This is a genomic window from Streptomyces alboniger (genome assembly GCF_008704395.1).
GTDB lineage: Bacteria > Actinomycetota > Actinomycetes > Streptomycetales > Streptomycetaceae > Streptomyces > Streptomyces alboniger.
This window is the reverse complement of record NZ_CP023695.1, coordinates 6,456,108-6,482,209: the sequence shown is the minus strand read 5'-3', so window position 1 is coordinate 6,482,209 and position 26,102 is coordinate 6,456,108. Positions and strand designations below refer to the sequence as shown.

The window sequence follows — 26,102 nt, the reverse complement described above, 5'->3', positions numbered from 1 at the left end:
CCGTGTACCGACCCGTGCTCCTCGTCATCGCCCACGGCAGCCGCGACCCGCGGCACGCCGCGACCGTGCGCGCGCTGGTGCGCCGGGTGCGGTCGCTGCGCCCGGGACTGCGGGTGGAGGTCGGCTTCCTGGACTTCGACGCGCCTTCCGTGCCGGCCGTGCTGGAGAGGCTCGCGGCCGAAGGCGTACGGGACGTCGTGGCGCTGCCCCTGCTGCTGACGCGCGCGTTCCACGCCAAGGCGGACATCCCCGCTGTGCTGCGCGAGGCCCCCGCGGCCCTGCGCATCCGCCGGGCGCCGGTCCTCGGCCCGTCGCCTCTCCTCCTGCACGCCCTGGAGCAGCGGTTGTACGAGGCGGGGCTCGACCCCGCCGACAGGTCCTCGACCGGGGTCGTGCTGGCCTCGGCGGGGTCATCGGACCCGGAGGCGATCGCAGTGATCGCTGAAATCGCGCGGGAGTGGCGGCTCACCGGTTGGTGTGCCGTGCGGCCTGCGTTCGCCTCCGCATCTCTGCCGCGCACGGAGGACGCCGTGCGCGCACTGCGTGCCGTGCCCGGGGTACGTCAGGTGGCGGTCGCCCCCTACGTCCTCGCGCCCGGCTTCCTGCCGGACCGCATCGCGCGGGGCGCCGCCGGGGCCGACGTACTGGCCGACGTCCTCGGCCCGGCACCGGCGGTGGCGCGGCTGTTGGTGCGGCGCTACGACGAGACGTACGCGCCGGACACCTGCTCTGTTGCTCCTCTGGCGCGGATTCCCGCACTGGCCTAGCTTGTGGGTTCATGACCCCGAGCCGTTCCCGCACGCTGTGGCTGCGGACCGAACCCCTGCACGCGGTGATCTATTTCGAGGAGCGCTGCCGCGGCCTCGGCCGGGCGGTGGGCCTGAAGGGCTTCTGGATGGGGTACTTCGCCGCCCGCACCGCCCCGATGGGCCGCGTGGGGCCCGGCGTCGCGTCGGCGGCCCTCGGTGTCTTCGCGCCGGGCATGGTGGCGCGCGCCCTCCCGTCGGCGTGGGAGTACGCCTCGCCGGACCGGGTCGTCGAGGAGCGGGCCCGCCTCGCGGCCCGCGCTCTGCGCCAAATGGTTCCGGACATCGCCATATTGACGACTTCGGCCAACCCGCCGCTGAAGGCCCTGGTCGAGGACGCCCCGCCACTGGCCCGCCCGCTCTTCGCCGCCAACCGCGACCTGACGGACCGGGCGGATCCGGTGGAGCGCCTTTGGCAACTGGTCACGTGCGTACGTGAGTTCCGGGGCGACGCGCATGTCGCGGTGCTCGCCGATCACGGCCTGGACGCACGCGAGGCCCTCGTCCTGGCCGCCGCGACGGGCAGGGTGGACACGACCCGCATCCGCCAGGACCGCGGCTGGAGCGAGGAGGAGTGGGAGGTCTCCGTGGACCGCCTGCGCGGCCGCGGACTGATCGACCCGACGGGCCGGGTGACGGAACAGGGCCTGACGGAACGTGAGTTGATCGAGGACGACACGGACCGCCTCACCGACCGCCTGCTGCACCCCTTGCCCTCCCCCACCGTGGACGCGCTCCTGGCCGCCCTCCACCCGGCGTCCCGGGCCATCCAGAGCTCGGGCATCCTGCCCTACCCGAACCCGATCGGACTGCCGCGTACGGCGGGGTGACGGGCGGCGGGGTGATAGACCCCGGGGCGGGTGGGCCGCGGCCTCCGCAGGGCCCGTGACCGGCGCAAACCGCTTGCCCCACCCGCCCCAGCCCCCTACTGTCTCGCGGATGACACCCGAACTGCGGTCCGAACGCCTCTCGCTCTGCGCCTATGCCGCCACCGACGAGGCGCACTTCGTCGCGCTCTTCCAGGACGAGGCCGTGGGCCGCTGGTTCGGGGACGGGATGCAGAGCGCGGCGGAGGACCGGGCGCTGTTCGGGCGGATATTCAGCCTCATCTACGCGGAGGAACGTTTTCCCGTGTGGGCGGTCCGGTACGAGGGGCGCTACGTCGGGCACGCGGAGCTGAAGCCCTCGCCCGAGAGCTGGCTCGACGGGCACGAGATCGTCTACGGCCTGACCAGGGAGACCTGGGGCCTCGGGCTCGGGACGGAGCTGGCGCGGCTGCTGACCTCGTACGGGCACGAGACCCTCGGTCTGGCCGAGGTGCATGCCACCGTCGACTCGGAGAACACCGCCTCCCTCGCCGTCCTCAAGCGCCTCGGCTACACCCAGGGCCGCGAGGTCCCCGAGGAGAACGGCAGGACCACCCTGCTGCTCACCTCCCGGCTCCCGGACTCGCGTCACTGACGTCACTCACATCACTGAAGAGCGTCCCCTGGTGGAACCAGAGCCGCCATCCGTCGTCCGTGCGCCGCCACAGCGAACTGCGGTGCGCGCGGCGGCCGTTGTCGTCCGTGTCGAAGGTCAGGTGCACCACGTCGTCGGCGAGCTGGACGCCGCGCATGTGCGAGGTCGTGGTGGGACGGCTCGCGGGGTCGGGGCGCGCCGTGAGGACCCGTACGATCGACTCCCGGTCCCAGCGCGTGCCGGACGCCCCGAACTCGGTGAACTCCGGGTGCAGCAAGGCTCCGAAGAGTTCGGGTGAGGCGCGCACCTCGGGGTCCAGGAGGCGCAGTTCGCCCTCGATGGCGGCTTCGACGGCGGGGGTGCGTTCAGTCACGGGTCATCTCCACGAGCCGGATGACGGTGTTCCAGTTGCGGCTGGTGGCGATGACGCCCTTGTTCAGGGCGGGTCTCGACAGCTGCTCACCGAGTCTGGAGCGGCCGAGTCCTTCGGGTGCGTACAGGTAGAGGGCGCGGTCGCCGAGCCTGAACTCCTCCGGGAGGAAGGCGGTCCGGTCGATGGCGGCGAAGCGTTCCGCGGCGACGGGCGCGGAGAAGTACGTGACGTGGAGCTGCTTGGCCTCCAGCTCGGCGGCGGGGAACGGGCAGGCGTCGGCCACCGCCCGCAGATACGCGCCGTCGCGCACCAGCACGTCGACGGCGAAGCCGAAGTGCTCCTCGATCGCCGTCCGCAGCTGGGCGGCGAGTGACTCCTCGTCTCCCCTCTCCGCGGTGAAGACCGCGTTGCCGCTCTGGAGGTACGTCTGTACGCCGCCGTGCCCGAGCCCCTCCAGGAGCGCGCGCAGCTGCGCCATCGGAACCTTCTTGTGGCCGCTCACGTTGATGCCGCGCAGGAGTGCCGCGTATCTCTTGGTCACCATGCGCACACCATAGAGCGGCCGCCGTGCCCCGTGGGGGTGGGCACGGCGGCCGCGGCTCGGCGGACGGCGAGGGTTACTCGACGATCTTCAGGAGCTTGTTGGGCGTGCCCTCGCTCGGGTTGGAGATCTTGCCCGGGGTGGCGCCGTCGGTCAGGGCCTTGGCGACGTCCGCGGGCTTGGCGTCCGGGTGGGCGGCGACGTAGACGGCGGCGGCGCCCACGACGTGCGGGGTGGCCATCGACGTACCGGAGATGGTCTTGGTGGCGTCGTCACCGGTGTTCCAGGAGGACGTGATGTCCGATCCCGGGGCGTAGATGTCCACGGCGGAGCCGAAGTTGGAGAAGTCCGACTGCTCGTCGTCCTTGGTGGAGGAGGCGACCGTGATGGCCTCCTCCACTCGGGACGGGGAGCCCTGGGAGGCGTCGGCCGACTCGTTGCCGGCGGCCACCCCGAAGGTGACGCCCGCGGCGATGGCCTTCTGGACGGCGGCGTCGAGCGCCTCGTCCGCGCCGCCGCCGAGGCTCATGTTGGCGACGGAGGGGCCCTGGTGGTTCTTGGTGACCCAGTCGATGCCCGCGACGACCTGCTCGGTGGTGCCCGAGCCCTGGTCGTCCAGGACGCGGACCGCGACGATCTTCGCCTTCTTGGCGACGCCGTGCGACTCACCGGCGATGGTCCCGGCGACGTGCGTGCCGTGGCCGTTGCCGTCGTCGGCGTTGTCGTCGTTGTCGATGGCGTCGAAGCCGGAGGTGGCGCGGCCGCCGAAGTCCTTGTGGCTGACGCGGACACCCGTGTCGATGACGTACGCGGTGACGCCCTCGCCGGCGGCGTCCGGGTAGGTGTACTTGCTGTCGGCCGCGGTGTCCGCCTGGTCGATGCGGTCCAGGCCCCACGACGGCGGGTTGTCCTGGGTGGCGTCGATGGTGAACTTCTTCGACTGGACGACCTTGCCGACGGCCGGGTCGGCGGCCAGGCGCTTGGCCTCGGTCTCGCTCAGGCCCTTGGCGGAGAAGCCGTTGATGGCGGAGGAGTAGTTCCGCTTCAGCTCGCCGCCGTACTCCTCGGCGAGGTCGGACTTGGTGCCCTTGTCGGCCTTCTCGTCCATCATCACGATGTAGCTGCCGGCGACGGCGCCCTGGGCGTCCGCGCCGTAGATCTTGCCCTCGGCGGGAGTGGCCGCACCGGCGAAGGAGGTGGCGAAGACCGTCACACCGACCGCGGTGGCGGCGGTGGCTATCGCGGCGGTGAGCTTCATCGTGCGAGCGCGCTTGTGAGTTGCCATGAAGAGGGGGCTCCTCGTGGAGTGTGGGGGATGTGGGGGGTATTCAGCTGTCTTGCCAGGGGTGTGCCGTGGCGACAAGTTCGTCGCGGCACGCCCTGACGCCCGGAAGATCTCCGGGTGTTGGGACGAAACCCTGACCGATTGACGCGCGCAGATCAATACCTACATACAGCTGTGACTTGTTCAACAAGCTTTCGTAATAACAAACAGGATCTGACACACCGGAACGGACATCTCGGGAGCCAAGCCACTCAACTCCAGTTAACAGAAAGCCGTTTGCGCCCCCACGCGTCACGCCGGGCGGGCTGGAGTCTCCAGCCCGCCCGGCGTGACGCGTATTGCGGTCCGTGCCGCCGCGGGGACTAGGCCGCCGCGGGGACCTTCTGCTCCTCGAAGGAGTCGATGGTCCGCGTGAAGTCCCTCGTCGAGAGCAACAGTTTGTAGATGATGGCGAGTTCGAAGACGAGCAGGAGCGCGCCGGAGACGATCGTCGCGGGCACCACCACGTCGAAGAGCGGGCCGATCATGAAGACGCCCATCTGGAACTCGATGCCGCTCACCAGGTGTGCGCGTATGCGGTGGCGCAGCAGGAAGGAGCGGGCCCGGAGATAGGCGGGGAACTTCCGGCGGAACTCCTGGTGCAGGTCGATCACCTGGGGCCTGGGGGCGGCCGGTGCCGCCTCCCCGTCGGCACCGGTCCCCTCGGCCGTCTCCGGGTCGTACGCGGCCTCGCCCGCCGCCCGCTGGAGATCCTGCTCGATGTCCGCCGAGGGGTTGTCACGCAGCAGGTCCTCCATGAAGGCCAGCTCCGCCTCGTTCTGCGCGCGCCGCGCGGCCCGCATGCGCGACTTGATCTGCTTGCGCATGGAGTGGCGGATCTTGAAGATCTCCAGCGAGTTGATGTACCGCAGGGTGTCGAGCGCCACGACGACGAGGGCGAGCCAGATGTAGAGGGTGTCCCCGGTGCGCTCGTACTGGCCGCCCATCAGGGCGACGCCGCACACCATGACGCGGATCCGGTCGAAGACGAAGTCGAGCCAGGCACCGAAGACCGAACCCTGTCCGGTGAGCCGGGCGACCTTGCCGTCCATGCAGTCGAGGATGAAGCTGAGGTGGTAGATGACGGCGCCGAGAGCGAGCCATTTCCAGTCGCCGAGCGCGAAGCACGCGGCGGAGCCGAGACCGAGAAGGAACGCGCCCCACGTGATCTGGTTGGGCGTGATTCTGGTACGCATCGCGGTGATGCGCACGAGCGGCGTGGCGACCGGGTCGACAAGCAACACGGTCCACCACGCGTCGCGCTTCTTCTGGGTGATGCGGCGCACCTCGGCGAGGGGCGGTATGTCTCGACGCATGGGGGTCAACTTCCTGGCGTTCGACGAAAGTTCATCTCACGCTAGGGAGGGGTTCGCGCAAGGAACAAGATCTACGCTGTGCAACCTTTACCCGGGGGTAACGGTCAACCTTTCAGGACGAGTCAATGGGCCTTCCAGCACGGTGGCGCGTTATCAGAGCGTTACCGAACAACTGGACCGCCAAGGGAACCGCGTCACGCAGCGTTACGTCAGAGCCTTCGGGCCCGCCCCTTCTCCAGTTCCTCCTCGATGAGGTCGGCCGCCCTCCTCGTGCCCCCCTCCCCCGCCATCGACCTCTGGATCTCCCCCAGCCTGCGGGCGACTTCGGGGTCGTCGACCAGCGCGAGGACCGCCTCGCGCAGGGCGTCGGCGGTCGCCTCCGCCATCGGCAGGTGCCGGGCGACGCCGAGCCCCTGGAGCATGTCGGCGTTGCCGAACTGGTCGGTGGCGAGCGGCACGGCCACCATCGGCGTCGCCGTGGCGAGCCCCTCCTGACTGCCGCCCGCACCGGCGTGCGTGATGAACGCGTCCGCCTTCTTCAGGATCGCCAGCTGCGGCACCCAGTCGTGCACTTCCACGTTCCCGGGCACCTCGCCGAGTTCGCTCGCGTCGACGTGCTTACCGGCCTGGAGCACCACATGCCAGCCCGGCAGCCCTCCGAAGGCCTTGACGCATTCGCGGTAGAACTCGGGCTGCTTGGTGAAGGCCGAGCCGAGCGAGACGAGCAGCACCTTCTCGGCCCCGGCGGGCCGCTCCCAGTCACCCTGCTCCGCCCGGTCGCCCTGGCAGGCGCCGACGAAGGTGTGCACGCTCTCGTCGACCCGGTCGGCATGCGGCTGGAGCGCCTTGGGGATCAGAACGAGCGAGCGCGGCGGACGCCCGACGAAGGGGTCGCAGTGCTGGGTGATGCCGTTCTCCTGGAGCCAGGCGTGAAAGCGCGCGTAGTACGCCCGGCCGCGCTCGGTCTCCTTCAGCTGCGCGTACATCGGCTCGGCCACCTCCTCCTCGTAGCCGTCCCAGGCGACGAGGTTCGGCGAGAGCGAGATCTCGGGGACGCCCCAGCGGCGGGCGAGGACGCGCGCCGGGTAGGAGGTGATGTCGTACAGGACGAGGTCGGGTTGGTCGCCCTCGTAGGCGCGGGCCAGCTCCGGGAGGACCGTGATCGCGTCGTGCAGGAACGGCTCGATGTTGTCGATCAGCTCGTTGCCCCAGGCCTCCGGGTCGTCGTCGGGGCCCGGCAGCGTCGTCGTGTAGGGGCGGGGCTCGGCGCCGGTCTCCGCGACCTTCTCCGCGAAGGCGTGCGGGATGGCGTAGGTGACGCGGTGGCCGCGGGCGACGAGTTCCCGGACCACTTCGAGGCTCGGGTTGACGTGCCCGTGGGCGGCGATCGAGAACATGGCGATATGGGCGGGCCCAGGTGAGGTCATACCCCGGACCCTAAGCGAGACGAGACGTCTCGTGCAAGCTATACGGATTCGCCGTCACCGGCGGCAGCCTCGTTATAACGGAGCAGATATCCGGCGAACCGCTCCAGATCCGCCTCACTCCACCCCGCGAGCCGCCCCTGGAACGCGACCCGGCGGGCCTCGCCCACCTGCGCGAGGACTTCGTTGCCCCGGTCGGTGAGGTGCAGCACGTGCACCCGGTGATCGGCCGGATCGAGCCGCCGCTCGACGAGCCCCGCCTTCTCCAGGGCGCCGACCTGCCTGCTGATCGTCGACTTGTCGAGGGTGTAGTGCGCGGCCAGATCCGTGGCCCGGCAGCCGCCCTGGTGTTCGAGGTGACTGAGCAGCGTGAAGGACACGAGCGAGAGCTCCGGGTGCATGCGCGCGGCGGTGGCCCGCGCCCGCCGGGCGAAGGCGGTCATCTCCCGCTGGATGATCTCGATGGCCTCGTCGCGATCGGTCACGATTTCTCCCTCTCCCAGGATGGTTGTAGAGTACAACATCGAAAGGGTTGTATATAGCAACTATGTCCCCGCCCTCTACGCAATCCACGCCATCCACCTGTCGAGCCTCCGGAGAAATCCCATGTCCGTCACCGCGGAACCCGCGCCCCGCCTGCGCGACGCGCTGCGCCACGTCCTCCTCCATCTGGTGACGCCCCTGCTGATGTGCCTCGGCATGGGCCTCGCCTACATGGGCGCGTTCGTCACGCCCGAGCCGAACGACATGCCGATCGCCGTCGTCGGCTCGGGCCCGCAGACGCAGGTCCTCGCGCAGACCGTCAAGGACAAGGCGGGCGACGCGCTCGACGTGCGCACCCTCGCCGACCGCGAGCAGGCCGTCGACGCGCTCAAGTCCCTGGACATAGCCGGGGCCTACGTCCCTGACGCCAAGTCGCCCGAGCTGATCGTGGCCTCCGCCGGGTCCGACATGAGTTCACTGGCGGCGCAGAAGATCTTCACGCCGGTCGCGGTGGAACAGGGCGTACCGCTCAAGGTCACCGATGTCGCGGCACCGGTCGCCGACGATCCCACGGGCCAGGGCCTCTTCTTCCTGCTCGTCGCGGTCAGCATCGGCTCGTACGCGTCGGTGGCGGTCCTCGGCGCGGCGGGCGCGGGGCTGCGGATGCGGGCCCGCGCGGGCCTCGCGGTGGGGGTCTCCTTCGCCGTCAGCCTGATCGGCGCCGCGCTCGCCGGGCCCATCTTCCACCTCGTGCACCACGGCCTGTGGGGCGTGTGGGCGATGGCCTGGCTCTACTCGGCGGGGGTCCTCCTCATCGGCGTAGGACTGCACACGTTCCTGAAGCGCTGGACGACGCTGGCGATGATGGTGCTCTTCGTGATGCTCAACTTCACGACGTCCGGCGGCCTGTTCCGGCCCGAACTCCAGAACGGCTTCTTCGGCTCACTGCACGCCTTCTGGAACGGCGCGGGCTTCGTCGAGGGCATCCGCAGCCACCTCTACTTCGGCGGCCACGGCCTGGGCGGGCACGTGTGGACGCTGGCCGGCTGGCTGGTGCTCGGCCTGGCGATCGTCGCCATCGCGGGCCTGTGGGAGCGACGCGGGCGGACGGCGGCGACTCCCGCCGGGGTGCGGGAGGCGCGGGAGCGGGAAGCGGAGGAAGAGGAGATGGAGGAGTCGGTCGCGGTGTGATCCCGCCGGGGGGGCGGGGTGGCGGTGGCTTCGCCGTGCCGCATGGCTGCGATGACCCCGGCGTACGGCACGGTCACGGCGTGATCCCGCCCTGCGGCACGGTCGCGGTGGCGGTCACCGCGGAGGCCGCGCCCTGCTGGGCCTGCGGGACACCCCGCAGGCCCAGTACCGTGAGCGCCGGGAAGGCCAGACCCTGACCGACGCCGGTCACGACCAGACCGGCGAACACCGGCCACCAGTAAGCGCTCTGATTGACCGTCAGGGGCAACGGCAGGACCCCACTCGGATCACACCCAAGAGCCTGCGCCTGGCCCCCGGCAGCGGCGAACTCCTGGACTTCACCGCGGGACTCATCGCCGGGGCCCGGTAGAAACGGGGCACTCCGCAGCGGGCTACGCCCGGATCGACGCGGACCTCTGCTGAATCTGGCCACGAGCCTCGGGCTCGACGTCGCCCTCGGACAGCGTTCTCCCGACGAGGCGCTCAGGGTGCTGGACTCACACCTGGACACCCCGGCACGAGGCACGGGGCGCGGCGGAACCTGACGGGGCCTCTGCCCCTCTTACCTGGCGAACGAGCAGGCAACCCAGATAACCGCGACAACCTACGAGCGGCCGGAAGACCACCTCATGAACCACGTGCACGCGGGAACCAGCGGCCGCCCATCGCGCCGCCCCGCAGCGCTCGCGTGCGCGGCGGCCCTCTGCCTCGCCCTGTCGGCGTGCGGCGCCAAGAGCACGGGCGGCGCGCAGGCCCCGCACGACGCCGTACAGGAGTCCGATCACCGCCTCCTGGAGCGGTTCCGCTCCTGGGCTCGCGACTCCGGCGAGTCCCGCACCGCCCGCCACGCGCAGGCCCTGACGACGGTCGAACTCACCGACACCCGCGAGGCGGACGACTACGACGTCGAAATGAGGACCGACCTCTCCGCGAGGACGGCCACCGCCAAGGAACTCGGGGGCCTCTTCCGTACCTGGTGGGACGGCGACGACGGCGACGGCACCGCGAGAGACCTCGTCCTGCTCGACGTACACGGGAACCGCCTCGCCCACAGCCGCCTGTGACCGCGCCCGTCCGCCCGCGCCCCGCCCCCGTCAGGAGTTCCCCATCCGCCCCCGCCGCTCCGCCGTCCTCCTGGCCGCCCTGTTCCTCACGGTGACGACCGCCTGCACGACCTCGTCGACGTCGGACCGCGCCGACGGGACGCCGCGCGCCGGTGCCACCGGCGTCGACGACCACCTGTTCCCCGCCCTCGGCAACGGCGGTTACGACGTCGCCCACTACGCCCTGGAACTGGACTACGTCCCCGACGACAACGCCCTCGAAGGCACCGCCGTGATCACCGCGCGGGCGACGCAGGACCTGTCCCGCTTCAGCCTGGACCTCGCGGGCCTGCGCGTGCGCCACGCCGCCGTCGACGGCTCCGACGCCCGCTTCAGCAGGAAGAAGAACAAGCTGACGCTCGCCCCCGCCCGGCCCATCCGCAAGGGCGAGACCTTCCGGACCACCGTCCGGTACGACGGGACGCCCCGGATGCTCACGGCGAGCGACGGCGGCAACGAGGGCTGGATCGAGACGGACGACGGCGTGGCAGCGCTGGGCGAACCCACCGGCTCCATGACCTGGTTCCCCGGCAACCACCACCCGTCCGACAAGGCGACGTACGACATCGACGTCACCGTGCCGTCCGACTACACCGCGGTCAGCAACGGAACACTGCGCGAGACGCGGCAGCGCGGCAAGCGCACCACCTTCCGCTGGCACAACCCCGAGCCCACGGCGAGCTACGTCGCGAGCGTCGTCACCGGCGTCTTCGACGTCTCCACCACTACGACGGACGACGGCCTGCCCGTCTACACGGCCGTCGACCCCGATGAGGCGGACGGGCCCGTCGACGTCCACGACCTGGTGCCCGAGGTCGTCGACTGGGCCAGTGACCGCTTCGGCCCCTACCCCTTCTCCTCGACCGGCGCCGTCGTCGACCACCTCCCCGACCTCGGCTACGCCCTGGAGACGCAGACCAGGCCGTACTTCCAGGAGGCACCCGACACTCGCCTGGTCGTCCACGAACTGGCACACCAGTGGTTCGGCAACTCCGTCACGCCCCGCGCCTGGCAGGACATGTGGCTGAACGAGGGTTTCGCCACCTACGCCGAGTGGCTGTGGGACGAGGAGCACGGACACCGCAGCGCCCAGCGCACCTTCGACTCCTTCTACGACGGCACGCATTCGGAGAGCGACGGCATCTGGGACTTCCCGGCCGCCGACCTGCCGAGCGCCGCCCGGGTCTCCGACAGGCCGGTGTACGGCAGGGGCGCCATGACGCTGCACCAGCTGCGCGAGACCGTGGGCGACCGCACCTTCTTCGGCATCCTGCGCACCTGGACGCGTGAGCACCGGCACGGGAACGCCGACACCGAGCAGTTCATCGCGCTGTGCGAGAAGAAGTCGGGGCAGGACCTCACTGAGCTGTTCGACACCTGGCTCTTCTCGGCGGAGAAGCCGGACGCCGACTGAGACCGCGCCGCCGACGGCCGCCTCCCTAGCGCTGATATCTCGCCAGGACCAGATTGCCGTCCTCCACCAGGCGTTCGCGCAGCTCGTCCAGGTCGATCGCCCCGCTGTAGTACTCCTGGAACGCCGGGGTGGCGACCTTGTCCTTCCACTCCGGATAGCCCCGCACCGACTGGGCGGGCGCCGAGCGCAGATCCTCGGCGAGGGCCGTGCCCGCCGCCCAGTCGTGCTTCCCGGTGCGCAGCGCGGGGTCTTTCAGCGCCTCCTTGCCGGTCGGCAGCATCCAGTCGCCGCGCGCCAGCTTCACCATGTTGTCCGGCTGGAGGAAGAAGTCGATGAACTCGGCCGCTTCCTTCTTGTGCGGGCTGTCCTCGGCGACGGACAGGGTCTGCGGGCTGACGCCCTGTGCGAGCCCCTCGGACCCGGCGGGCGCGGGAAGCACCTGCCAGTCGAAGCCCTTGGGGGCCTGCTGGACGATCTGCTGGCGGTAGGAGAAGCCGAGCGGGACCATCGCGTACTTCCCGCCGAAGAAGCCGGGCAGCGTGTCGGACCCGCCCATGCCGAGCGTCGTACCGCTGGCGCTCTTGTCGTCGTTGACCTGGTCGTGGACCGTGCGGGGCATGATCTCGTCGGCCTCGCCGAAGCGGACGTCGACCTTGCCGTCCGCACCGCGGTGGAACATCTGGCCGCCCGTCGACAGCGAGAGGTTGAGCGTCGCGGAGACCGGCTCCTTCAACGGCCAGGCGACGCCATACTTGCCGTCCTCGCCGTCGCCGAGTTCCTCGCTGACGTCCCTGAACTCCTCCCAGCTCCACGGCTTCTCGGGGGTGGGGATCCGGACGCCCGACTTCTTCAGCCACTTCGCGTTGGCGATCAGTACACGCGGCTCCTGGAGGAACGGCACGCCGTAGACCTTGCCGCCGAACGTCGTCGTCTGCCAGCTGCGCTTCGGGATGTCGGACTTCAGACGGTCGGGGAGCAGCTCGCCGAGGTCCGCGAGGTAGCCGCCGTAGGCGAAGTCGGCGAGGTCGTCCGAGGCGTCGTGGATGATGTCGGGCGCCTCGCCGCCCTCGAAGGAGGTGAGCAGCTGGTCGTGGACGCTGTCCCAGCTTCCCTGGACGTACTCGACCTTGACGTCGGGGTGGGTGGCGTTCCACTCCTCGACGAGCGCCTTGTTGGCGTCGACGGACTCCTTCTGCCAGGCCAGGGACTGGAACTGGAGCGTGATCTTCCCGTCGTCGTCGCCGGAGTCGCCGCTGCATCCGGTGAGCAGCAGGGCGAGCGCGGTGGCCGCGGCGGTCAGCAGACGCGGTGCGGTACGCATCAGGCCTTCACCGCCCCCGCCAGCATGCCGCCCGTGATCCGCTTCTGGATGATCGCGAAGATGACGAGCGAGGGGATGGTCGCGAGGAACGCCGCTGCTGCGAGGGGGCCGAGGTCCGCGACGCCCTCCGCGCCGATGAAGCGGTTGAGGATGACCGGCAACGTCTGCTTCTCCGGGGTCTTGAGCAGGACGAGCGCGAAGAAGAACTCGTTCCACGCGGTGATGAAGGCGAACATCGCCGTGGCCACGATGCCGGGTGCGAGCAGCGGCGCGACGACCGAGACGAACGTCCGCACCCTGCTCGCGCCGTCCACCGCGGCCGCCTCCTCCAGCTCGGCCGGCACCGCGCGGACGTATCCGACGAGCATCCACAGCGCGAAGGGCAGCGACCACACCACGTACACCATGATCAGTCCGAGCAGCGAGTTGATCAGGTGGAGGTTCTTCAGGATCAGGAAGAGCGGAATGATGATCAGGACGAACGGGAACGCCTGGCTGACCACCACCCAGCCGGTGGCCGCCTTCGCCAGACGCGTGCGGTGCCTGGCCATGACGTACGCCATCGGTGTCGCGATGACGACCGCGATCAGGGCCGCGCTGACCGCGGCGACCAAGGAGTTGCCGGCGGCCTGGAGGAGCGGCTGTTCGTCGAAGGCCTGCCGGAAGTTCTCCAGGGTCGGGTCCTTCGGGATCCAGGTGGGGTCGAGGCTGCCCAGCTCCCGCGCGGGCTTGAAGGCCGTGGAGATCAGCCAGAGGAACGGGAAGGCGAGGAAGACGAGGTAGGCGGCGAGCGCCACGTACTGCGCGGCGCGCGTGGACTTCTTCGTACGCATCATGCCTCGTCGCCCCCCTTCAGGCGGCCCACGAGGTAGACGGCGAGGAGCACGGAGATCACGGCGACCATCACACAGCCCATGGCCGCGGCGTAGCCGAACTGACCGTAGCGGAACGCCTGTTCGTAGGCGAAGAGCATGGGCAGGCGGGTGCGGCCGCCGGGGCCGCCCTGGGTGAGGACGTAGACGAGGGCGAAGGAGTTGAAGTTCCAGATGAAGTTGAGCGCCGTGATGGCGAGGGCGATCGGCTTGATGGCGGGCCAGGTGACGGTCCGAAAGCGCCGCCAGGCGCCCGCGCCGTCCATCGCGGCCGCTTCGTGCAGCTCGCGCGGGGTGTTCTGCAACCCGGCGAGCAGGGCGACGGTGGTCTGCGGCATGCCCGCCCAGACGCCGACGGCGATCACGGCGAAGAGCGCGGTGGCCGTGCCGGTCAGCCAGTCCTTGCCCTCGCCGAGGCCGAAGGTGGAGAGCGTTTCGTTGAGCACGCCCGCGTCCGGGTGGTAGACGAGGCGCCACATGATGCCGACGACCACCTCGGGCATCGCCCAGGGAATGATCGCGAGCGCCCGCGCCAGCCAGCGGAAGCGCAGGTTCTGGTTGAGCAGCAGCGCGAGGCCGAGCGCGAGCAGGAACTGCGGCACGGTGACGCCGAACGCCCAGAGGAGGCCGATCCGGAACGAGTCCCAGAAGAGCGTGTCGTGCAGCAGGTCCTGGAAGTTGAGGGCGCCGATCCACTGCGTGGGCTCGGTGCGGCCCGACTGGGAGTCGGTGAAGGCCAGCGCGATGCCGTAGAGGAGGGGGCCGACGCTGAGGACGAGAATCGGGATCAGCGCGGGCAGCACGAGGAACCACGCACCGTGGTCCGCGCCTCCGCGGTTCGGCGCGCCTCTCGCTGACCGCTTCGTCGCGGTCGCCAATGTCACGGAATCGGCTCCTTCGGGCGGCTCATACGGGTCTGGCCGCCCTGGCGGCCCCCGTCATCGTGCTGATGTGATCTTGATACGTCAAGCAGCTGCGCAGCCCGCGCACGCCTGTTGGCCTGTGCGAATGCGAGACTGTCGGGCGAACGGGGCAACGGGTGCGGGAGGCACGGGATGGACGAGGCACGGGCGCGGGACGTACTGGACGCGGCGGAACTTTCGGTTCCGGTGAGCGGGGCCCGGCTGCTCGCCCTCGGCGAGAACGCGGTGTTCGGCGTCGGCGACCTGGTCGTCAAGGTCGGCCGCGACGCCCCCGGACTCCTCGACCGGGCGCGGCGCGAACTGGGCGTCGCCCGGTGGCTCGAACAGGCGGGCGTCCCCGCCGTACGAGCCGTGGAGGCCGAACCCCGGGTCGTGGACGGCCACGCGGTGACGCTCTGGCACCGGCTCCCGGCAGCCGTGCGCCCCGCCGAGCCCCGTGATCTCGCCGCGCTGATCCGTCTCGTACACGAACTGCCCTCCCCCTCCTTCGAACTGCCGCGCCGTGAACTGCTCGGCGGTGTCGAGCGCTGGCTGCGGCTCGCGGGTGACGCCATCGATCCGGCCGACGCGGACTATCTGCGCGAGCGCAGGGACGGATTCGCCTCGGCGGCCGCCGCGCTCACCCCGCACCTGCCGCCGGGACCGATCCACGGCGACGCGCTGCCGCGCAACGTCCTGGTGGGACCGGACGGCCCCGTCCTCGTGGACCTGGAGACCTTCTCCTCCGACCTGCGGGAGCACGATCTGGTCGTCATGGCGCTCTCCCGCGACCGGTACGGACTCTCGCCCGAGGCGTACGACGGGTTCGTCTCGGTCTACGGGTGGGACGTGCGGGAGTGGGAGGGATGCGCGGTGCTGCGGGGCGCCCGTGAGACGGCCAGCTGCGCGTGGGTCGCGCAGCACGCTCCCGCCAACCCGAAGGCCCTCGCCGAGTTCCGACGCCGGGTCTCGTCCCTGCGCGAGCGCGACACGGCCGTCCGCTGGTACCCCTTCTGACTCCGTCGCCCTGACTCAGCTCACCGGAGACGCGGGCTCCTTGAAGGGCCACACTCCGTCCACTACCGCGTCCTCGTTCCCCTTCTTCCTGAGGAAGGTCTGGAAGTCCGCCGCCCAGTGCGCGTACCACTCGATCTGGCGGCGGTGGAGCTCCGCCGGGCCGAGGGTGGCGACCTTGGGGTGGCGGTCGGCTATCGCGCAGGCGAGGCGGGCCGCGGCCTGGGCGTCGGCCGCCGCGTCGTGGGCGGATTCCAGGACCACGCCGTACTCCGTGCAGACCGCCTCCAGATTCCGCTTGCCCCTGCGGTAGCGGTCCACGGAGCGGTCGATCGTGTACGGATCGATGACCGGGCCGGGCTCCGCGCCACCGAGCCGGTCGCTCAGGGACGCAAGGCCGTGCCGCCGCAGCTCGGCGGAGAGCAGGCTGAGGTCGAAGACCGCGTTGTACGCGACGACCGGGACGCCCGAGTGCCAGTAAGAGACGAGGACGTCGGCGAGCGCGTCCGCCACCTCGGTGGCGGGGCGGCCCTCGGCCGCCGCCCGTTCGTTCGTGACGCCGTGCACGGCCACCGCGTCGGCCGGGATCGGAACTCCCGGATCCGCCAGCCAGGTGCGACGGCCCAGCGTCTCACCCGCTTTGACCTCTATCACCGCGGCGGTCACGATGCGCGCTTCGTCCGGATCCGTCCCTGTCGTCTCCAGGTCGAAACCGATCAGCAGCTCCTGGTGCCAGCCCACGGCCGCCCCCTTCTTCGTCGTGCTTTCCCCCAGTGGCCACCACGATCGCATGCGCCACTGACAATCCGAGGTCCGCGTTCCGCTTACCCGGCCCGAGCGCACCGAAGCGCCGGGGCGGGAGGGGTCAGGACACCGGGCGCGAGTCCGCCCACGCCAGCTCGAACTCCTCGCGATATGTCGGGAAAAGACCGCCCTCGTCCGTATCACCCGATTTCACCACCCGGCCGCCGCCGCGCAGCACGAGCACCGGTGCCTCCATGCCGCGGGTCCCGCGCAGGTACGACTGGACGACGGCGATGCCGTCCGCGCCGTCCCCGTCGACCAGATACGCGGTGAAGCGCGGCGTCTCGTCGAAGACCTGGATCTCGAAGGCCCCCGGATCGCGAAGGCGCGCCCGCACCCGGCGCATGTGCAGGATGTTCATCTCGACGGAGCGGCTCAACTCACCCTTCTTGATGCCCAGTTCCCGCTCCCTGCGCTTGACCGCGCTGCTCGCGGGGTTGAGGAAGAGCAGCCGCACCCGGCAGCCGGACTCCGCGAGCCGGACCAGACGGCGCCCGGAGAAGTTCTGCACGAGGAGGTTGAGGCCGATGCCGATCGCGTCGAGGCGGCGGGCCCCGCCGAAGATGTCCTCCGCGGGGAACTGCCGCAGGAGGCGCACCCGGTCCGGGTGCACCGCCACCACGTCCGCGTAACGGTCGCCGACCAGGTCCTCGACGGCGTCCACCGGAAGGCGGCGCGCGGAAGGCGTGTCGGTACCCGCGCCGAGTATGTCCAAGAGCTTGGCGGAGGCGCGCTCAGCCTGCGCCAGGACCGCCGCGGACAGCGCGCGGTTGCGCGAGACGACGTTGCGCGTGACCTCCAGCTCGTCCAGGGCCAGTTCGACATCGCGCCGGTCGTCGAGGTACGGCTCGAAGCACGGCCAGTGCTGCACCATCAGCTCGCGCAGCTGGGGCAGCGTGAGGAAGCTCAGGACGTTGTCGTCGGCGGGGTCGAGCAAGTAGCCCTTGCGCCGGCTCACTTCGCGCACGGCGACGGCCCGCTGCACCCACTCCTGCCCCGCGGGGCCCGCCGCGGCGACCACCCAGTCGTCCGCGTGGACGGGTTCGTAGACGGGGCGCAGAACAGCGGCCACGACCGCGCGCAGCCGCTGTTCCACCAGATTCAGCCAGATGTAGGCGCGCCCGGCGCGCTGGGCGCGCGTACGGACCTCGCGCCAGGCGTCGGCACCCCAGTCCAGTTCCGGTCCGATCTGAGATCCCATCTCCACCGGCCGTGCCAGGGACACCGCTCCGGCGGGTACGTCCGCGGAGCCCCCCTCGTGACCCTCGTCACCAGAGGGCAGCTCCCGCCCACCCGAGCTCACCCGCGCACCGCCTTCCGTTCCCCCTTGCCACTCCCCCGGTCAACGATCAAGGAAGGGTACTCCGGGAGCGGCGGGCGGTGCAGCCGGATGGGCCGGGTGTTTCCTCAACCGCCCATCGGCGGCTGACCGTTCTGGTTAGCGAGATCCTGCGGAGTGAGCGGGCTCATAGCGGTGACATCGCGCGCGGCCAGCGAGAAGCCCTGCCAGTGGACCGGCATCGGCTGCTGGTCCTCGTCACGGGCGATGTGGTGGAAGCCGATGTGCACCCAGGTGATGGGGTGCGTGAGGCTCTCGCCGTTCGCCCACTTGTCGACGCTGTCCGGGCTGCCCGCCGGGCAGCCGATGTTGTTGCTCGCGTACTGCTCGCACTTCTTGTACTGGGTGAAGTACACGTCGTGCTTGGTGAAGGGCCGTCCCGCGTGCTTGTTGCTGGCCCCCGGCACGATCTCGTACGACCTGGGGTGGCCGTCCGTGTTCTTGCCCGCCCCGCTGACCACGCGCCACCAGCGCATGTCCTTGCGGTCACCGGCGAGTTCCTTGGTGACCTTGGTGCGGGTGGTCTTCGTGGTGGGGCTGCCCGGCCCGGTGGGCGGGGTGACCTTGGAGTCGTACTGCTCGACCTTGGCCTTGGGGGAACCGTCCAGGCCGAAGTTGAGCCGCCAGAAGACGTTGTGGGCGTGGCTCTCGGCCTTGGCCTGGTCGCCCTTGCCGATGGGCCAGCCGCGGTCGTCGCCGCCGTCGTAGTCGTACGGCGAGAGACTGCCGGTCGCGCCCACGTTGGAGGTGATCGTGCCGTCCGAGGAGAAGCGCCACTCGGTGATGTATTCGTACCAGGAGGCCTTGTTCACGGTGTAGACGAGCAGGTCCTTGCCCTGGCCGCTGAAGACCTTGCCGGAGCCGCCGGTGCTCGCGTCGTCGTTGAGGCGGTACGCGTGCCCACGCGCGCGCGTGGTGGTGCACAGGCCCTTCACCTCGCCGCGGTTGGGGACCTTGACGGTCTTGATGGTGCCGCCGGGGCACTCACCGGGGGCGAGGTTTTGCAGGGCCTGGCCGAAGTCGGTGCCGGTGACGTCGTCGTACTCGGCCTGACCGTCGTCGTAGGGGACGTGCACCTGGGCGAGCCGGGCGCTGGTCAGGACGGGTATCGGCTTCGCCTCGCCCTTGGGCTGGTAGCTGATCTTGTCGAGTATCAGGCCCGAGAGCGTGTTGTAGTGCCAGCACATGCGCCAGGTCGTGCCGCCGTCGAGGGTCTGCTCGATCTTGTAGGCGTCGCTGCAGTCGGCCGCCGCGGCGGGCGCGCTGGGCGCTTTGGGGGCGGCGGAGGCGGGGGCGGCGACGCTCAGGGCGCCACCGAGGAGCGCGGAGACCGCGACGGCCAGAGTGGCCCGTTTGCGGGCGCGCGAAAGTCTGTTGACGTGCATGGTGGAGTGGGCTCCCTCGTACGAGGAGAAGTTGATGTGTGGTGTCCTGCGCGACTGGCCGGAATCAGCCGAGGCGGCCGACCGTGCGGGTGCTCAGGTCGACGACGAGGGACCGGGTGTCGATCCACGGGCCGTTCTTGACCTTCGTGACGACCTGGAGGCAGCGGTGCTTGCCGCACTCGGTCAGGTCCGACGGCACCCGCTTGACGGTCTCCTTGCGGAAGACCATGCCGCTCAGCTGAAGCTGCTGCGGGCCGGTCAGCGCCTTGCCCGTGGCGTGCTTGAAGTCCTTCTTCAGCCCCTTGCCGAGCGGGTCGGCGATCAGCAGCCTGGCGCCCTCGGCGAGCTCTTCCTGGCTGGGTGGCGGCTGGACGTTCTGCGCGGTGGTCGTGTCGTCCACCTTGCCGGACTCCAGATTCACCGTCTTGGTGATGACGGCGTCCTTCTTGTAGTCGTAGTAGACGACTTCGGCCCTGCGCGGGGCCGCGGCCCCCGCGTCGGTCGGGTCCGGCTCGCTGAGGTTCGTGGACAGCAGCTGCGGGCCGCGGTCCCCCTCGACGTCCCGGCCGCTGGAGCGCATCTGGCCGCTGACCGATGCCTTCTCCGCGCGCTCAATCTCCTCGTCGGTCAGCGGGTCGCTGCCGATGCCCTTGGCGCCCTCCTCGGGCGCCGCCTCGACGACGCCGTCCTTGGCGATGGCGTCCTGCTTCGCGGCTGCCGCGTTGGCCTGGCGGTCCCCCGACGCGCCCGCCTCCGAACCCGGCAGATTGACGCCCACCACGACCGCGGTGGCGGTCGCCGCGACCGCCGCGCCCGCCACCACCTTCCCGAGGTGGCGTCTGACTATCTCTCGCACTTACTCCCCCTACTCCCCTGGCGCCCCATTCGTGGGCATGCCGAGTATGTGGTCGGACGGTTAGACGGGTTCAACTCAAGGGTGGTTGCCCCACTTTCGGGCAGACTCTGGCCAAAGTGGCCCCGGCCCGAGGGGGCGTTAGTGAAAGAGTCATATGCATGCAGGTCTGGCCTGGGCAGGCGTACCCCTTAGGTGCCACGTACGACGGAGCCGGCACGAATTTCGCGGTCTTCTCCGAGGCCGCAGAGCGGATGGAGCTGTGTCTCCTGCACGACGACGGCTCGGAGACCGCCGTCGAGCTGCGTGAGTCCGACGCGTTCGTGCGGCATGCCTACCTCCCCGGCATCATGCCGGGACAGCGGTACGGCTTGCGCGTGCACGGCCCCTACGCACCCGAGCAGGGGCACCGCTGCAACTCCGCGAAGCTGCTGCTCGATCCGTACGCGCGCGCGGTGAGCGGGCGCGTCGACTGGGGCGAGGAGGTGTACGGCTACCACTTCGAGGACCCCGGCCGGCGCAACGACCTGGACTCGGCGCCGCACATGATGACGTCGGTGGTGGTCAATCCGTACTTCGACTGGGGCGACGACCGGCCGCCCAGGACCCCGTACCACGAGACGGTGCTCTACGAGGCCCATGTGAAGGGCCTGACGATGCTGCACCCGGACCTTCCGGACGAACTGCGCGGGTCGTACGCGGCGCTGGGCCACCCGGCGATCATCGAGCACCTCACAGGGCTGGGTGTGACCGCCCTGGAGCTGATGCCGGTCCACCAGTTCGTGAACGACCACCGCCTGGTGGACATGGGCCTGAACAACTACTGGGGCTACAACACCATCGGCTTCTTCGCCCCCCACAACGCGTACGCCTCCTGGGGCGACCGCGGTGAGCAGGTCCTGGAGTTCAAGCAGGCCGTGAAGGCGCTGCACGAGGCGAACATCGAGGTCATCCTGGACGTCGTCTACAACCACACGGCCGAGGGCAACCACCTGGGCCCGACCCTGTCGTACAAGGGCCTGGACAACGCCTCGTACTACCGCCTGACGGACGACCCCCGCTACTACATGGACACCACGGGGACGGGCAACTCGCTCCTGATGCGCTCGCCGCACGTCCTTCAGATGATCATGGATTCGCTGCGGTACTGGGTCACGGAGATGCGGGTGGACGGCTTCCGCTTCGATCTCGCGGCGACGCTCGCGCGGCAGTTCCACGAGGTGGACCGCCTGTCGTCGTTCTTCGACCTCGTGCAGCAGGACCCGGTGGTCAGCCAGGTGAAGCTGATCGCCGAGCCCTGGGACGTCGGCGAGGGCGGCTATCAGGTGGGCAACTTCCCGCCCTTGTGGACCGAGTGGAACGGCATGTACCGCGACACGGTGCGTGATCTGTGGCGGGGCGAGCAGCGCACCCTCGCGGAGTTCGCCTCCCGGCTGACCGGTTCGTCCGATCTCTACCAGGACGACGGGCGGCGCCCGCTGGCGTCCATCAACTTCACCACCTGCCACGACGGTTTCACGCTGCACGACCTCGTGTCGTACAACGAGAAGCACAACCACGCGAACGGCGAGAACAACCGCGACGGCGAGAGCCACAACCGCTCCTGGAACTGCGGCGTCGAGGGCGAGACGGACGATCCGGGCGTCCTCGCCCTGCGCGAGCGGCAGATGCGGAACTTCATCGCCACGCTGATGCTCTCCCAGGGCGTGCCGATGCTCAGCCACGGCGACGAGTTCGCGCGCACGCAGGCCGGCAACAACAACGCGTACTGCCAGGACAACGAAGTGGCGTGGGTGCGCTGGCCCGACGGCGAGAGCCCGATACTGGCCTTCACGCGGGCGATGGCGATGCTGCGGCGGGACCACCCGGTCTTCCGCCGGCGCCGGTTCTTCCACGGCCGCCCGGTCCAGGGCACGCACGACGAGCTGTCCGACATCGCCTGGTTCACCCCGGAGGGCGCGGAGATGGAGCAGCGCGACTGGGAGGCCTCGCACGCGCGGGCGCTGAGCGTGTTCCTGAACGGCAACGCGATCTCGGAGCCGGGATCGCGCGGGGAGCGGATCTCCGACGACTCGTTCCTGCTGATGTTCAACGCGTCGCCGGAACCGCTGGAGTTCGTGGTGCCGGTCAACCACGGCCGCCAGTGGCAGGTGGTGGTGGACACGGCGCGTCCGGACGGGGTGGCGTCGGATTCGGGGCCGAAGGTGCGGGCGGGCGACCGGCTGACGCTGACCGACCGCAGCCTTACGGTGTTGCAGCGTCCGGCGTGACGGGGGCGCGGGGCTGCCGAGCGCGGGCTTCGGAGCGGGGCGGTTCGCGGGGCGGCAGGTCTTGGCGGGGCGGTTCGTGGCGGGGCGGTCCGTGGCGGGGCGGTTCGTGGCGGGCGATCAGCGCCACCGTGAACGCCGCCGCCGCGGCCGCGCTGCCGAGGGCGAACGCCGCCCCCGGCCCGTGGGCCTCGGCCAGCCGCCCGGCCACCGCCAGCGTCACCGCCTGCCCCCCGACGAACGCGCTCGCCGCGAACGTCATGCCCTCCGCGAGCCGCTGCGGCGGCACGGAACGCTCGGTCAGCGCGAAGCCCGTGATGAGGTTCGGGGCGTAGACCGCGCCGAAGAAGGTGACCACTCCGTAGAGGGCCGCCAGGCTGTCGGTCCAGACCAGGGGCAGCGACAGGAGGGCGGCGGCCGCCGTCGCCACGCGCCAGCGCGCCAGCAGCCCGAAGCGGTCGGGCAGCGCGGCCATGGAGAGCCCCACCACGGCGCTCATGACGCCCATCGCCGCGTAGACGAGCCCGGCCTGCCCCGGCTGCCCCAGCTCCTCGGTCAGCGCGGTGATGCCCGCCCCGCAGGCGCCGAGCAGCACCCCGAGGAAGAGGAGCCCGACGCGTACCACGTACACCGAGCGTGGCAGGAGCGGCCGTGCCCCACGCGCGCGTGCCGGTCCTCGCGGGCTCCTCCTGGCGGTGCGCCCCGTGGGGTGCAGTGCGAAGCCCGTGCCGCAGACGGCGACCAGGAGCGCCGCCGCGCCGAACGCGTACGCCGGATGGCCCACGACGGACGCCAGGCCCACCAGGGCGGGGCCGAGCACGAAGGACAGCTCGTCCATCGTGCTCTCCAGGGAGAGCACGGTCCCCGCGAGCCGCTCGTCACCGCCCCGCGCACGGATCAGCGCGACGACGCGGGCCCTGGCGAGCGGGCCGACCCCCGGGACCGTGGCGCCCGCGAGCACGCCCAGGGCGACGAGAGCGGGCGTGGGCAGGTCCGCGACGGCACCCGCGGTGTACGCGGCGATCGCCGCGGCGTTGACGAGCGAGAGGACGAGCACCACCGCCCGCTGGCCGTGCCGGTCGGCGAGGCGCCCGACGAAGGGCCCGGCGCCCACTTGGCCGAGCGCGAGCGCGCAGGCGACGCCGCCGCCGGTGGCCAGCGACCCGCTGGTCTTCGTCACCAGGAGCACGCTGCCGAACTGGATCACGGCCACGGGGAGCCTGCCGAGGAACGAGACGACGGGCAGCAGCGCCCCCGTCATGCCGATCACTGTGCGATACGCGTCCCGCGTGCCCCGAGCCATCGTCTGACGCTAACGACGCCGTTGAGCGGACGCGCATGAGCGGATGACACGAAAGCCGCCGGGGCGGGTACGTACCTTCGCATGACGCCAGAGCGCACAAGGCCCGCGGTGCCTCCTTCGCCGACCGCCACGTACCGGCTCCAGTTGCAGCCGGAGTTCCCCTTCGCGGCCGCCGAGGCCGCCGTCCCCCATCTCGCCTCGCTGGGTGTCTCGCATCTGCACCTGTCGCCGGTGCTGGAGGCCGTCCCCGGGTCGACGCACGGCTACGACGTGGTCGACCACGCCCGCGTGAGGGACGAACTGGGCGGCGAGGAGGGGCTGCGGTCCCTGGCACGCACCGCCCGCGAGGCCGGTCTCGGCCTGGTCGTGGACATCGTGCCGAACCACATGGCGGCGGTGCCGCGCCACAATCACGCGCTCTGGGAGGTGCTGCGCGAGGGACCCCGTTCGCCGTACGCCCGCTGGTTCGACATCGACTGGGACGCGGGCGGCGGGCGCGTCCTGCTGCCCTTCCTCGGGGCGCGGCTCGGGGACGAGCTGACGGCGCTGCGGGTCGACGGGGACGTCCTGCGCTATCACGAACACGCGTTCCCGCTTCGGGAGGGAACGGAAGAGCTGCCCCTGCCCGAGCTGCTGGACGCGCAGTGGTACCGACTGGCCTGGTGGAGACTGGCCCGTACGGATCTCAACTACCGGCGCTTCTTCACCATCTCGGACCTCATCGGAGTCCGCGTCGAGGACCCGGACGTCTTCGAGGCGACCCACGGGAAGATCCTCCAGCTGCTCCGCGAGGGGGTCGTCGAAGGACTGCGGATCGATCACCCGGACGGGCTCGCGGACCCGGGGGCGTACCTCCAGAAGCTCCACGAGGCGACAGGCGGGCGCTGGACGGTCGTCGAGAAGATCCTCGCCGACGGCGAGCACCTGCCCGCGGCCTGGCCGGTGGCGGGCACCACCGGTTACGACGCGCTGCGCCATCTCGACGGCGTCCTCACCGATCCGGCGGGCGCGGGGGAACTCCTCGGCCAGTACCGCCGCTTCGCCGCGCCGCCGGCCGACCGGGGCGGCGAGTGGGCCGCGACGGTGCGCCGTGCCGCGTACAAGGTCGTCACGCGCGAGCTGGCCGCCGAGGTCGACCGCCTCACGCGCGCGGCGGCCGCGATCTGCGCGGCCGACCCCGCCCTGCGGGACCACGCGCCGTGGGCGTTGCGCACGGCCCTGCGGGAACTCCTCGTGCGGCTTCCCGTCTACCGGCCGTACGTGTCCGGGGGCGCCGCCCCCGAGACGGTGCTCACCGCGCGGGCCGCCGAGGAGGCCAGGGCCGTCTTCAGCGTGCCCGAGGAGGCCGAGACGGTCGACGTCGTACGGGATCTGGCGCTGGGCAGGGCCGGGGCGGCGGACGGGAGCGGTGGGGCCGCCGTGGCGGCGTTCCGCGCGCGGTTCGCGCAGACCGCGTCCGCGCTGCGCGCCAAGGCCGTCGAGGACACCGCGTTCTACCGGCACGCGCCGCTCCTCTCGGCGGCGGAGGTGGGCGGCGCGCCCGAGCGGCCCGCGGTCTCCGTGGAGGAGTTCCACGCGTACTGCGCGCGCGTGCAGCGCGACTGGCCCTGGACGGGCACGGTCCTGACGACCCACGACACCAAGCGCAGCGCCGACGTGCGCGCGGGCATCTCCCTCCTGTCGCAGTGCCCGGACCGGTGGGCCGACCTCCTCGCCGAGGTGACGGAACGGACCGCCCGCGAGGGAGGTGTCCGCGCCCCCGACCCCCAGCTGGCGTGGGCCGCCTGGCAGACGGCGGTCGGCTTCGGCTTCCCGTACGACATGCGGTTGCAGAACGCGCTCCTGAAGCATGTGCGCGAGGCGGGACTGCACACCAGTTGGACCGAGCCCGACGAGGCCTACGAGAAGGCCGTGAGCGCCTTCGTGGAGGCCGGGCCGTGCGGGCCCCCGCTGTACGCCGTCGCGGACCTCGCGCGGGAACTGGCGCCCCATGTGCGGGTGAACGTCCTGGGTGCCGCGCTCCTGCATCTGACCATGCCCGGGGTGCCCGACCTCTACCAGGGCACGGAGGGCGAGTACCGCGCGCTGGTCGACCCGGACAACCGGCGGCCCGCGCGCTTCCAGCCGCACGTCCTGGAGCGGCTCGACACACGGCCGGAGCCCGCGGACCTCGCGGAGGAGAAGCTGGCGCTCACGGCGGTGGCGCTGCGGCTGCGCCGACGGCGCCCGGAGCTGTTCGGAGACGCGGGGACGTACGAGCCGCTGACGGCCGAGGGGCCCGGCGCCGCGCACTGTGTGGCGTTCACGCGCTCGGGGGAGGTCGTGGTCGCGGTGACGCGGCTGTCGCTGCGGCTTGCGGAGGTGGGCGGCTGGCGGGAGACGGAGCTTCCGCTCCCGGGCGGGCGGTGGACCGATCTGCTGTCCCCCGGGCGGGAGTTCGAGGGCCGCGCACGCGCGGAGGAGCTTTTCGCGAAGTCGCCTGTGGTGCTGCTGGAGCGGGCGGACGACTCCGGGGAGCCGGTCAGCCAGGGGGCGGGGCGGCGAACGCCGTAGCGGCGGATCGGGACGGCGAACTGCCGGTAGGCAATGGCCCGCGGCGCGATCGG

At 71.0% G+C, this 26,102-nt stretch carries 23 protein-coding genes and 1 pseudogene; 9 read left to right on the top strand and 15 right to left on the bottom strand.

The window, feature by feature from the left end; all coding sequences use genetic code 11:
* Positions 1–2: 2 nt before the first annotated feature.
* From CP975_RS28495 to CP975_RS28485, 3 genes are all read left to right on the top strand, one after another.
* Entirely contained in the window at positions 3–767 is a 765-nt protein-coding gene (locus CP975_RS28495) for a sirohydrochlorin chelatase (protein ID WP_150477502.1), read from the top strand.
* Positions 768–778: 11 nt separating this feature from the next.
* On the top strand, positions 779–1,636 hold the full coding sequence (locus CP975_RS28490) for an SCO6745 family protein (protein WP_150477501.1): 858 nt from the start codon (positions 779–781) through the stop codon (positions 1,634–1,636).
* Between the two features lie 109 nt (positions 1,637–1,745).
* On the top strand, positions 1,746–2,267 hold the full coding sequence (locus CP975_RS28485) for a GNAT family N-acetyltransferase (RefSeq protein WP_070321153.1): 522 nt from the start codon (positions 1,746–1,748) through the stop codon (positions 2,265–2,267).
* Here the strand turns inward: CP975_RS28485 and CP975_RS28480 are convergent.
* The 6 genes and pseudogenes from CP975_RS28480 to CP975_RS28455 all read right to left on the bottom strand — a co-directional run bounded on the left by CP975_RS28480 (position 2,236) and on the right by CP975_RS28455 (position 7,769).
* A complete protein-coding gene (locus tag CP975_RS28480) occupies positions 2,236–2,640 on the bottom strand; it encodes a nuclear transport factor 2 family protein (protein WP_055528129.1) in 405 nt (134 codons plus the stop codon). The genes CP975_RS28485 and CP975_RS28480 overlap by 32 nt on opposite strands.
* Entirely contained in the window at positions 2,633–3,181 is a 549-nt protein-coding gene (locus CP975_RS28475) for a DUF1697 domain-containing protein (RefSeq protein ID WP_070321154.1), read from the bottom strand. The genes CP975_RS28480 and CP975_RS28475 overlap by 8 nt, the downstream gene beginning before the upstream one ends.
* Positions 3,182–3,257: 76 nt before the next feature.
* A complete protein-coding gene (locus CP975_RS28470; protein ID WP_055528132.1) occupies positions 3,258–4,466 on the bottom strand; it encodes a S8 family peptidase in 1,209 nt (402 codons plus the stop codon).
* A gap of 362 nt (positions 4,467–4,828) precedes the next feature.
* Positions 4,829–5,821, bottom strand: a complete 993-nt coding sequence (locus CP975_RS28465; RefSeq protein ID WP_055528133.1) for a CDP-alcohol phosphatidyltransferase family protein — start codon at positions 5,819–5,821, stop codon at positions 4,829–4,831.
* Between the two features lie 209 nt (positions 5,822–6,030).
* Positions 6,031–7,285: pseudogene (gene mgt / locus CP975_RS28460) on the bottom strand (macrolide-inactivating glycosyltransferase).
* A 1-nt stretch (position 7,286) separates the two neighbouring features.
* Entirely contained in the window at positions 7,287–7,769 is a 483-nt protein-coding gene (locus CP975_RS28455; protein ID WP_150477500.1) for a MarR family winged helix-turn-helix transcriptional regulator, read from the bottom strand.
* A gap of 82 nt (positions 7,770–7,851) precedes the next feature.
* Here CP975_RS28455 and CP975_RS28450 point away from each other — a divergent pair, with 82 nt between their 5' ends.
* Positions 7,852–8,919, top strand: coding sequence for an ABC-2 transporter permease (locus tag CP975_RS28450; RefSeq protein WP_055528136.1), 1,068 nt, complete (start codon positions 7,852–7,854; stop codon positions 8,917–8,919).
* Between the two features lie 73 nt (positions 8,920–8,992).
* Here CP975_RS28450 and CP975_RS28445 read toward each other — a convergent pair whose 3' ends face one another.
* The gene (locus tag CP975_RS28445; RefSeq protein ID WP_150477499.1) at positions 8,993–9,187 is read right to left on the bottom strand and encodes an MFS transporter; all 195 of its coding nucleotides are present in this window, start codon (positions 9,185–9,187) and stop codon (positions 8,993–8,995) included.
* A 361-nt stretch (positions 9,188–9,548) separates the two neighbouring features.
* Here CP975_RS28445 and CP975_RS28440 point away from each other — a divergent pair, with 361 nt between their 5' ends.
* Positions 9,549–9,983, top strand: a complete 435-nt coding sequence (locus CP975_RS28440; RefSeq protein ID WP_055528137.1) for a hypothetical protein — start codon at positions 9,549–9,551, stop codon at positions 9,981–9,983.
* A 91-nt stretch (positions 9,984–10,074) separates the two neighbouring features.
* On the top strand, positions 10,075–11,436 hold the full coding sequence (locus CP975_RS28435; RefSeq protein ID WP_246201658.1) for a M1 family metallopeptidase: 1,362 nt from the start codon (positions 10,075–10,077) through the stop codon (positions 11,434–11,436).
* 25 nt (positions 11,437–11,461) lie between these two features.
* Here the strand turns inward: CP975_RS28435 and CP975_RS28430 are convergent, their stop codons facing one another.
* The 3 genes from CP975_RS28430 to CP975_RS28420 are packed head-to-tail and all read right to left on the bottom strand — an operon-like array spanning position 11,462 to position 14,513.
* The gene (locus tag CP975_RS28430) at positions 11,462–12,757 is read right to left on the bottom strand and encodes an ABC transporter substrate-binding protein (RefSeq protein WP_199783001.1); all 1,296 of its coding nucleotides are present in this window, start codon (positions 12,755–12,757) and stop codon (positions 11,462–11,464) included.
* Entirely contained in the window at positions 12,757–13,593 is an 837-nt protein-coding gene (locus tag CP975_RS28425) for a carbohydrate ABC transporter permease (protein WP_425474286.1), read from the bottom strand. The genes CP975_RS28430 and CP975_RS28425 overlap by 1 nt, the downstream gene beginning before the upstream one ends.
* Positions 13,590–14,513 carry a carbohydrate ABC transporter permease gene (locus CP975_RS28420; RefSeq protein ID WP_055531144.1) on the bottom strand — a complete coding sequence of 308 codons (924 nt, stop codon included), beginning with the start codon at positions 14,511–14,513 and terminating at the stop codon, positions 13,590–13,592. Before CP975_RS28420 ends, CP975_RS28425 begins: the two co-directional genes overlap by 4 nt.
* Positions 14,514–14,684: 171 nt before the next feature.
* Here CP975_RS28420 and CP975_RS28415 point away from each other — a divergent pair, with 171 nt between their 5' ends.
* Positions 14,685–15,548 (top strand): phosphotransferase enzyme family protein, encoded by an 864-nt coding sequence (locus CP975_RS28415; RefSeq protein ID WP_055531142.1) that lies wholly within the window; start codon positions 14,685–14,687, stop codon positions 15,546–15,548.
* Positions 15,549–15,563: 15 nt separating this feature from the next.
* Here CP975_RS28415 and CP975_RS28410 read toward each other — a convergent pair whose 3' ends face one another.
* The 4 genes from CP975_RS28410 to CP975_RS28395 all read right to left on the bottom strand — a co-directional run bounded on the left by CP975_RS28410 (position 15,564) and on the right by CP975_RS28395 (position 19,929).
* Positions 15,564–16,286, bottom strand: coding sequence for a 3'-5' exonuclease (locus CP975_RS28410; RefSeq protein ID WP_055531140.1), 723 nt, complete (start codon positions 16,284–16,286; stop codon positions 15,564–15,566).
* A 124-nt stretch (positions 16,287–16,410) separates the two neighbouring features.
* Positions 16,411–17,652 (bottom strand): SAV2148 family HEPN domain-containing protein, encoded by a 1,242-nt coding sequence (locus CP975_RS28405; RefSeq protein ID WP_150477497.1) that lies wholly within the window; start codon positions 17,650–17,652, stop codon positions 16,411–16,413.
* A gap of 104 nt (positions 17,653–17,756) precedes the next feature.
* Positions 17,757–19,073 (bottom strand): copper amine oxidase, encoded by a 1,317-nt coding sequence (locus CP975_RS28400; RefSeq protein ID WP_055531136.1) that lies wholly within the window; start codon positions 19,071–19,073, stop codon positions 17,757–17,759.
* A 64-nt stretch (positions 19,074–19,137) separates the two neighbouring features.
* A complete protein-coding gene (locus CP975_RS28395) occupies positions 19,138–19,929 on the bottom strand; it encodes a hypothetical protein (protein ID WP_055531135.1) in 792 nt (263 codons plus the stop codon).
* A gap of 158 nt (positions 19,930–20,087) precedes the next feature.
* Between CP975_RS28395 and glgX the strand changes: the two genes are divergently transcribed.
* On the top strand, positions 20,088–22,196 hold the full coding sequence (gene glgX, locus CP975_RS28390; protein ID WP_150477496.1) for a glycogen debranching protein GlgX: 2,109 nt from the start codon (positions 20,088–20,090) through the stop codon (positions 22,194–22,196).
* Here the strand turns inward: glgX and CP975_RS28385 are convergent.
* The gene (locus tag CP975_RS28385) at positions 22,171–23,496 is read right to left on the bottom strand and encodes an MFS transporter (RefSeq protein WP_150477495.1); all 1,326 of its coding nucleotides are present in this window, start codon (positions 23,494–23,496) and stop codon (positions 22,171–22,173) included. The two genes, glgX and CP975_RS28385, sit on opposite strands and share 26 nt — an antisense overlap.
* 81 nt (positions 23,497–23,577) lie before the next feature.
* Between CP975_RS28385 and treY the strand changes: the two genes are divergently transcribed.
* Complete coding sequence (gene treY / locus CP975_RS28380; protein ID WP_150477494.1) at positions 23,578–26,049, top strand: malto-oligosyltrehalose synthase; 2,472 nt, start codon at positions 23,578–23,580, stop codon at positions 26,047–26,049.
* Positions 26,050–26,102: the final 53 nt, after the last annotated feature.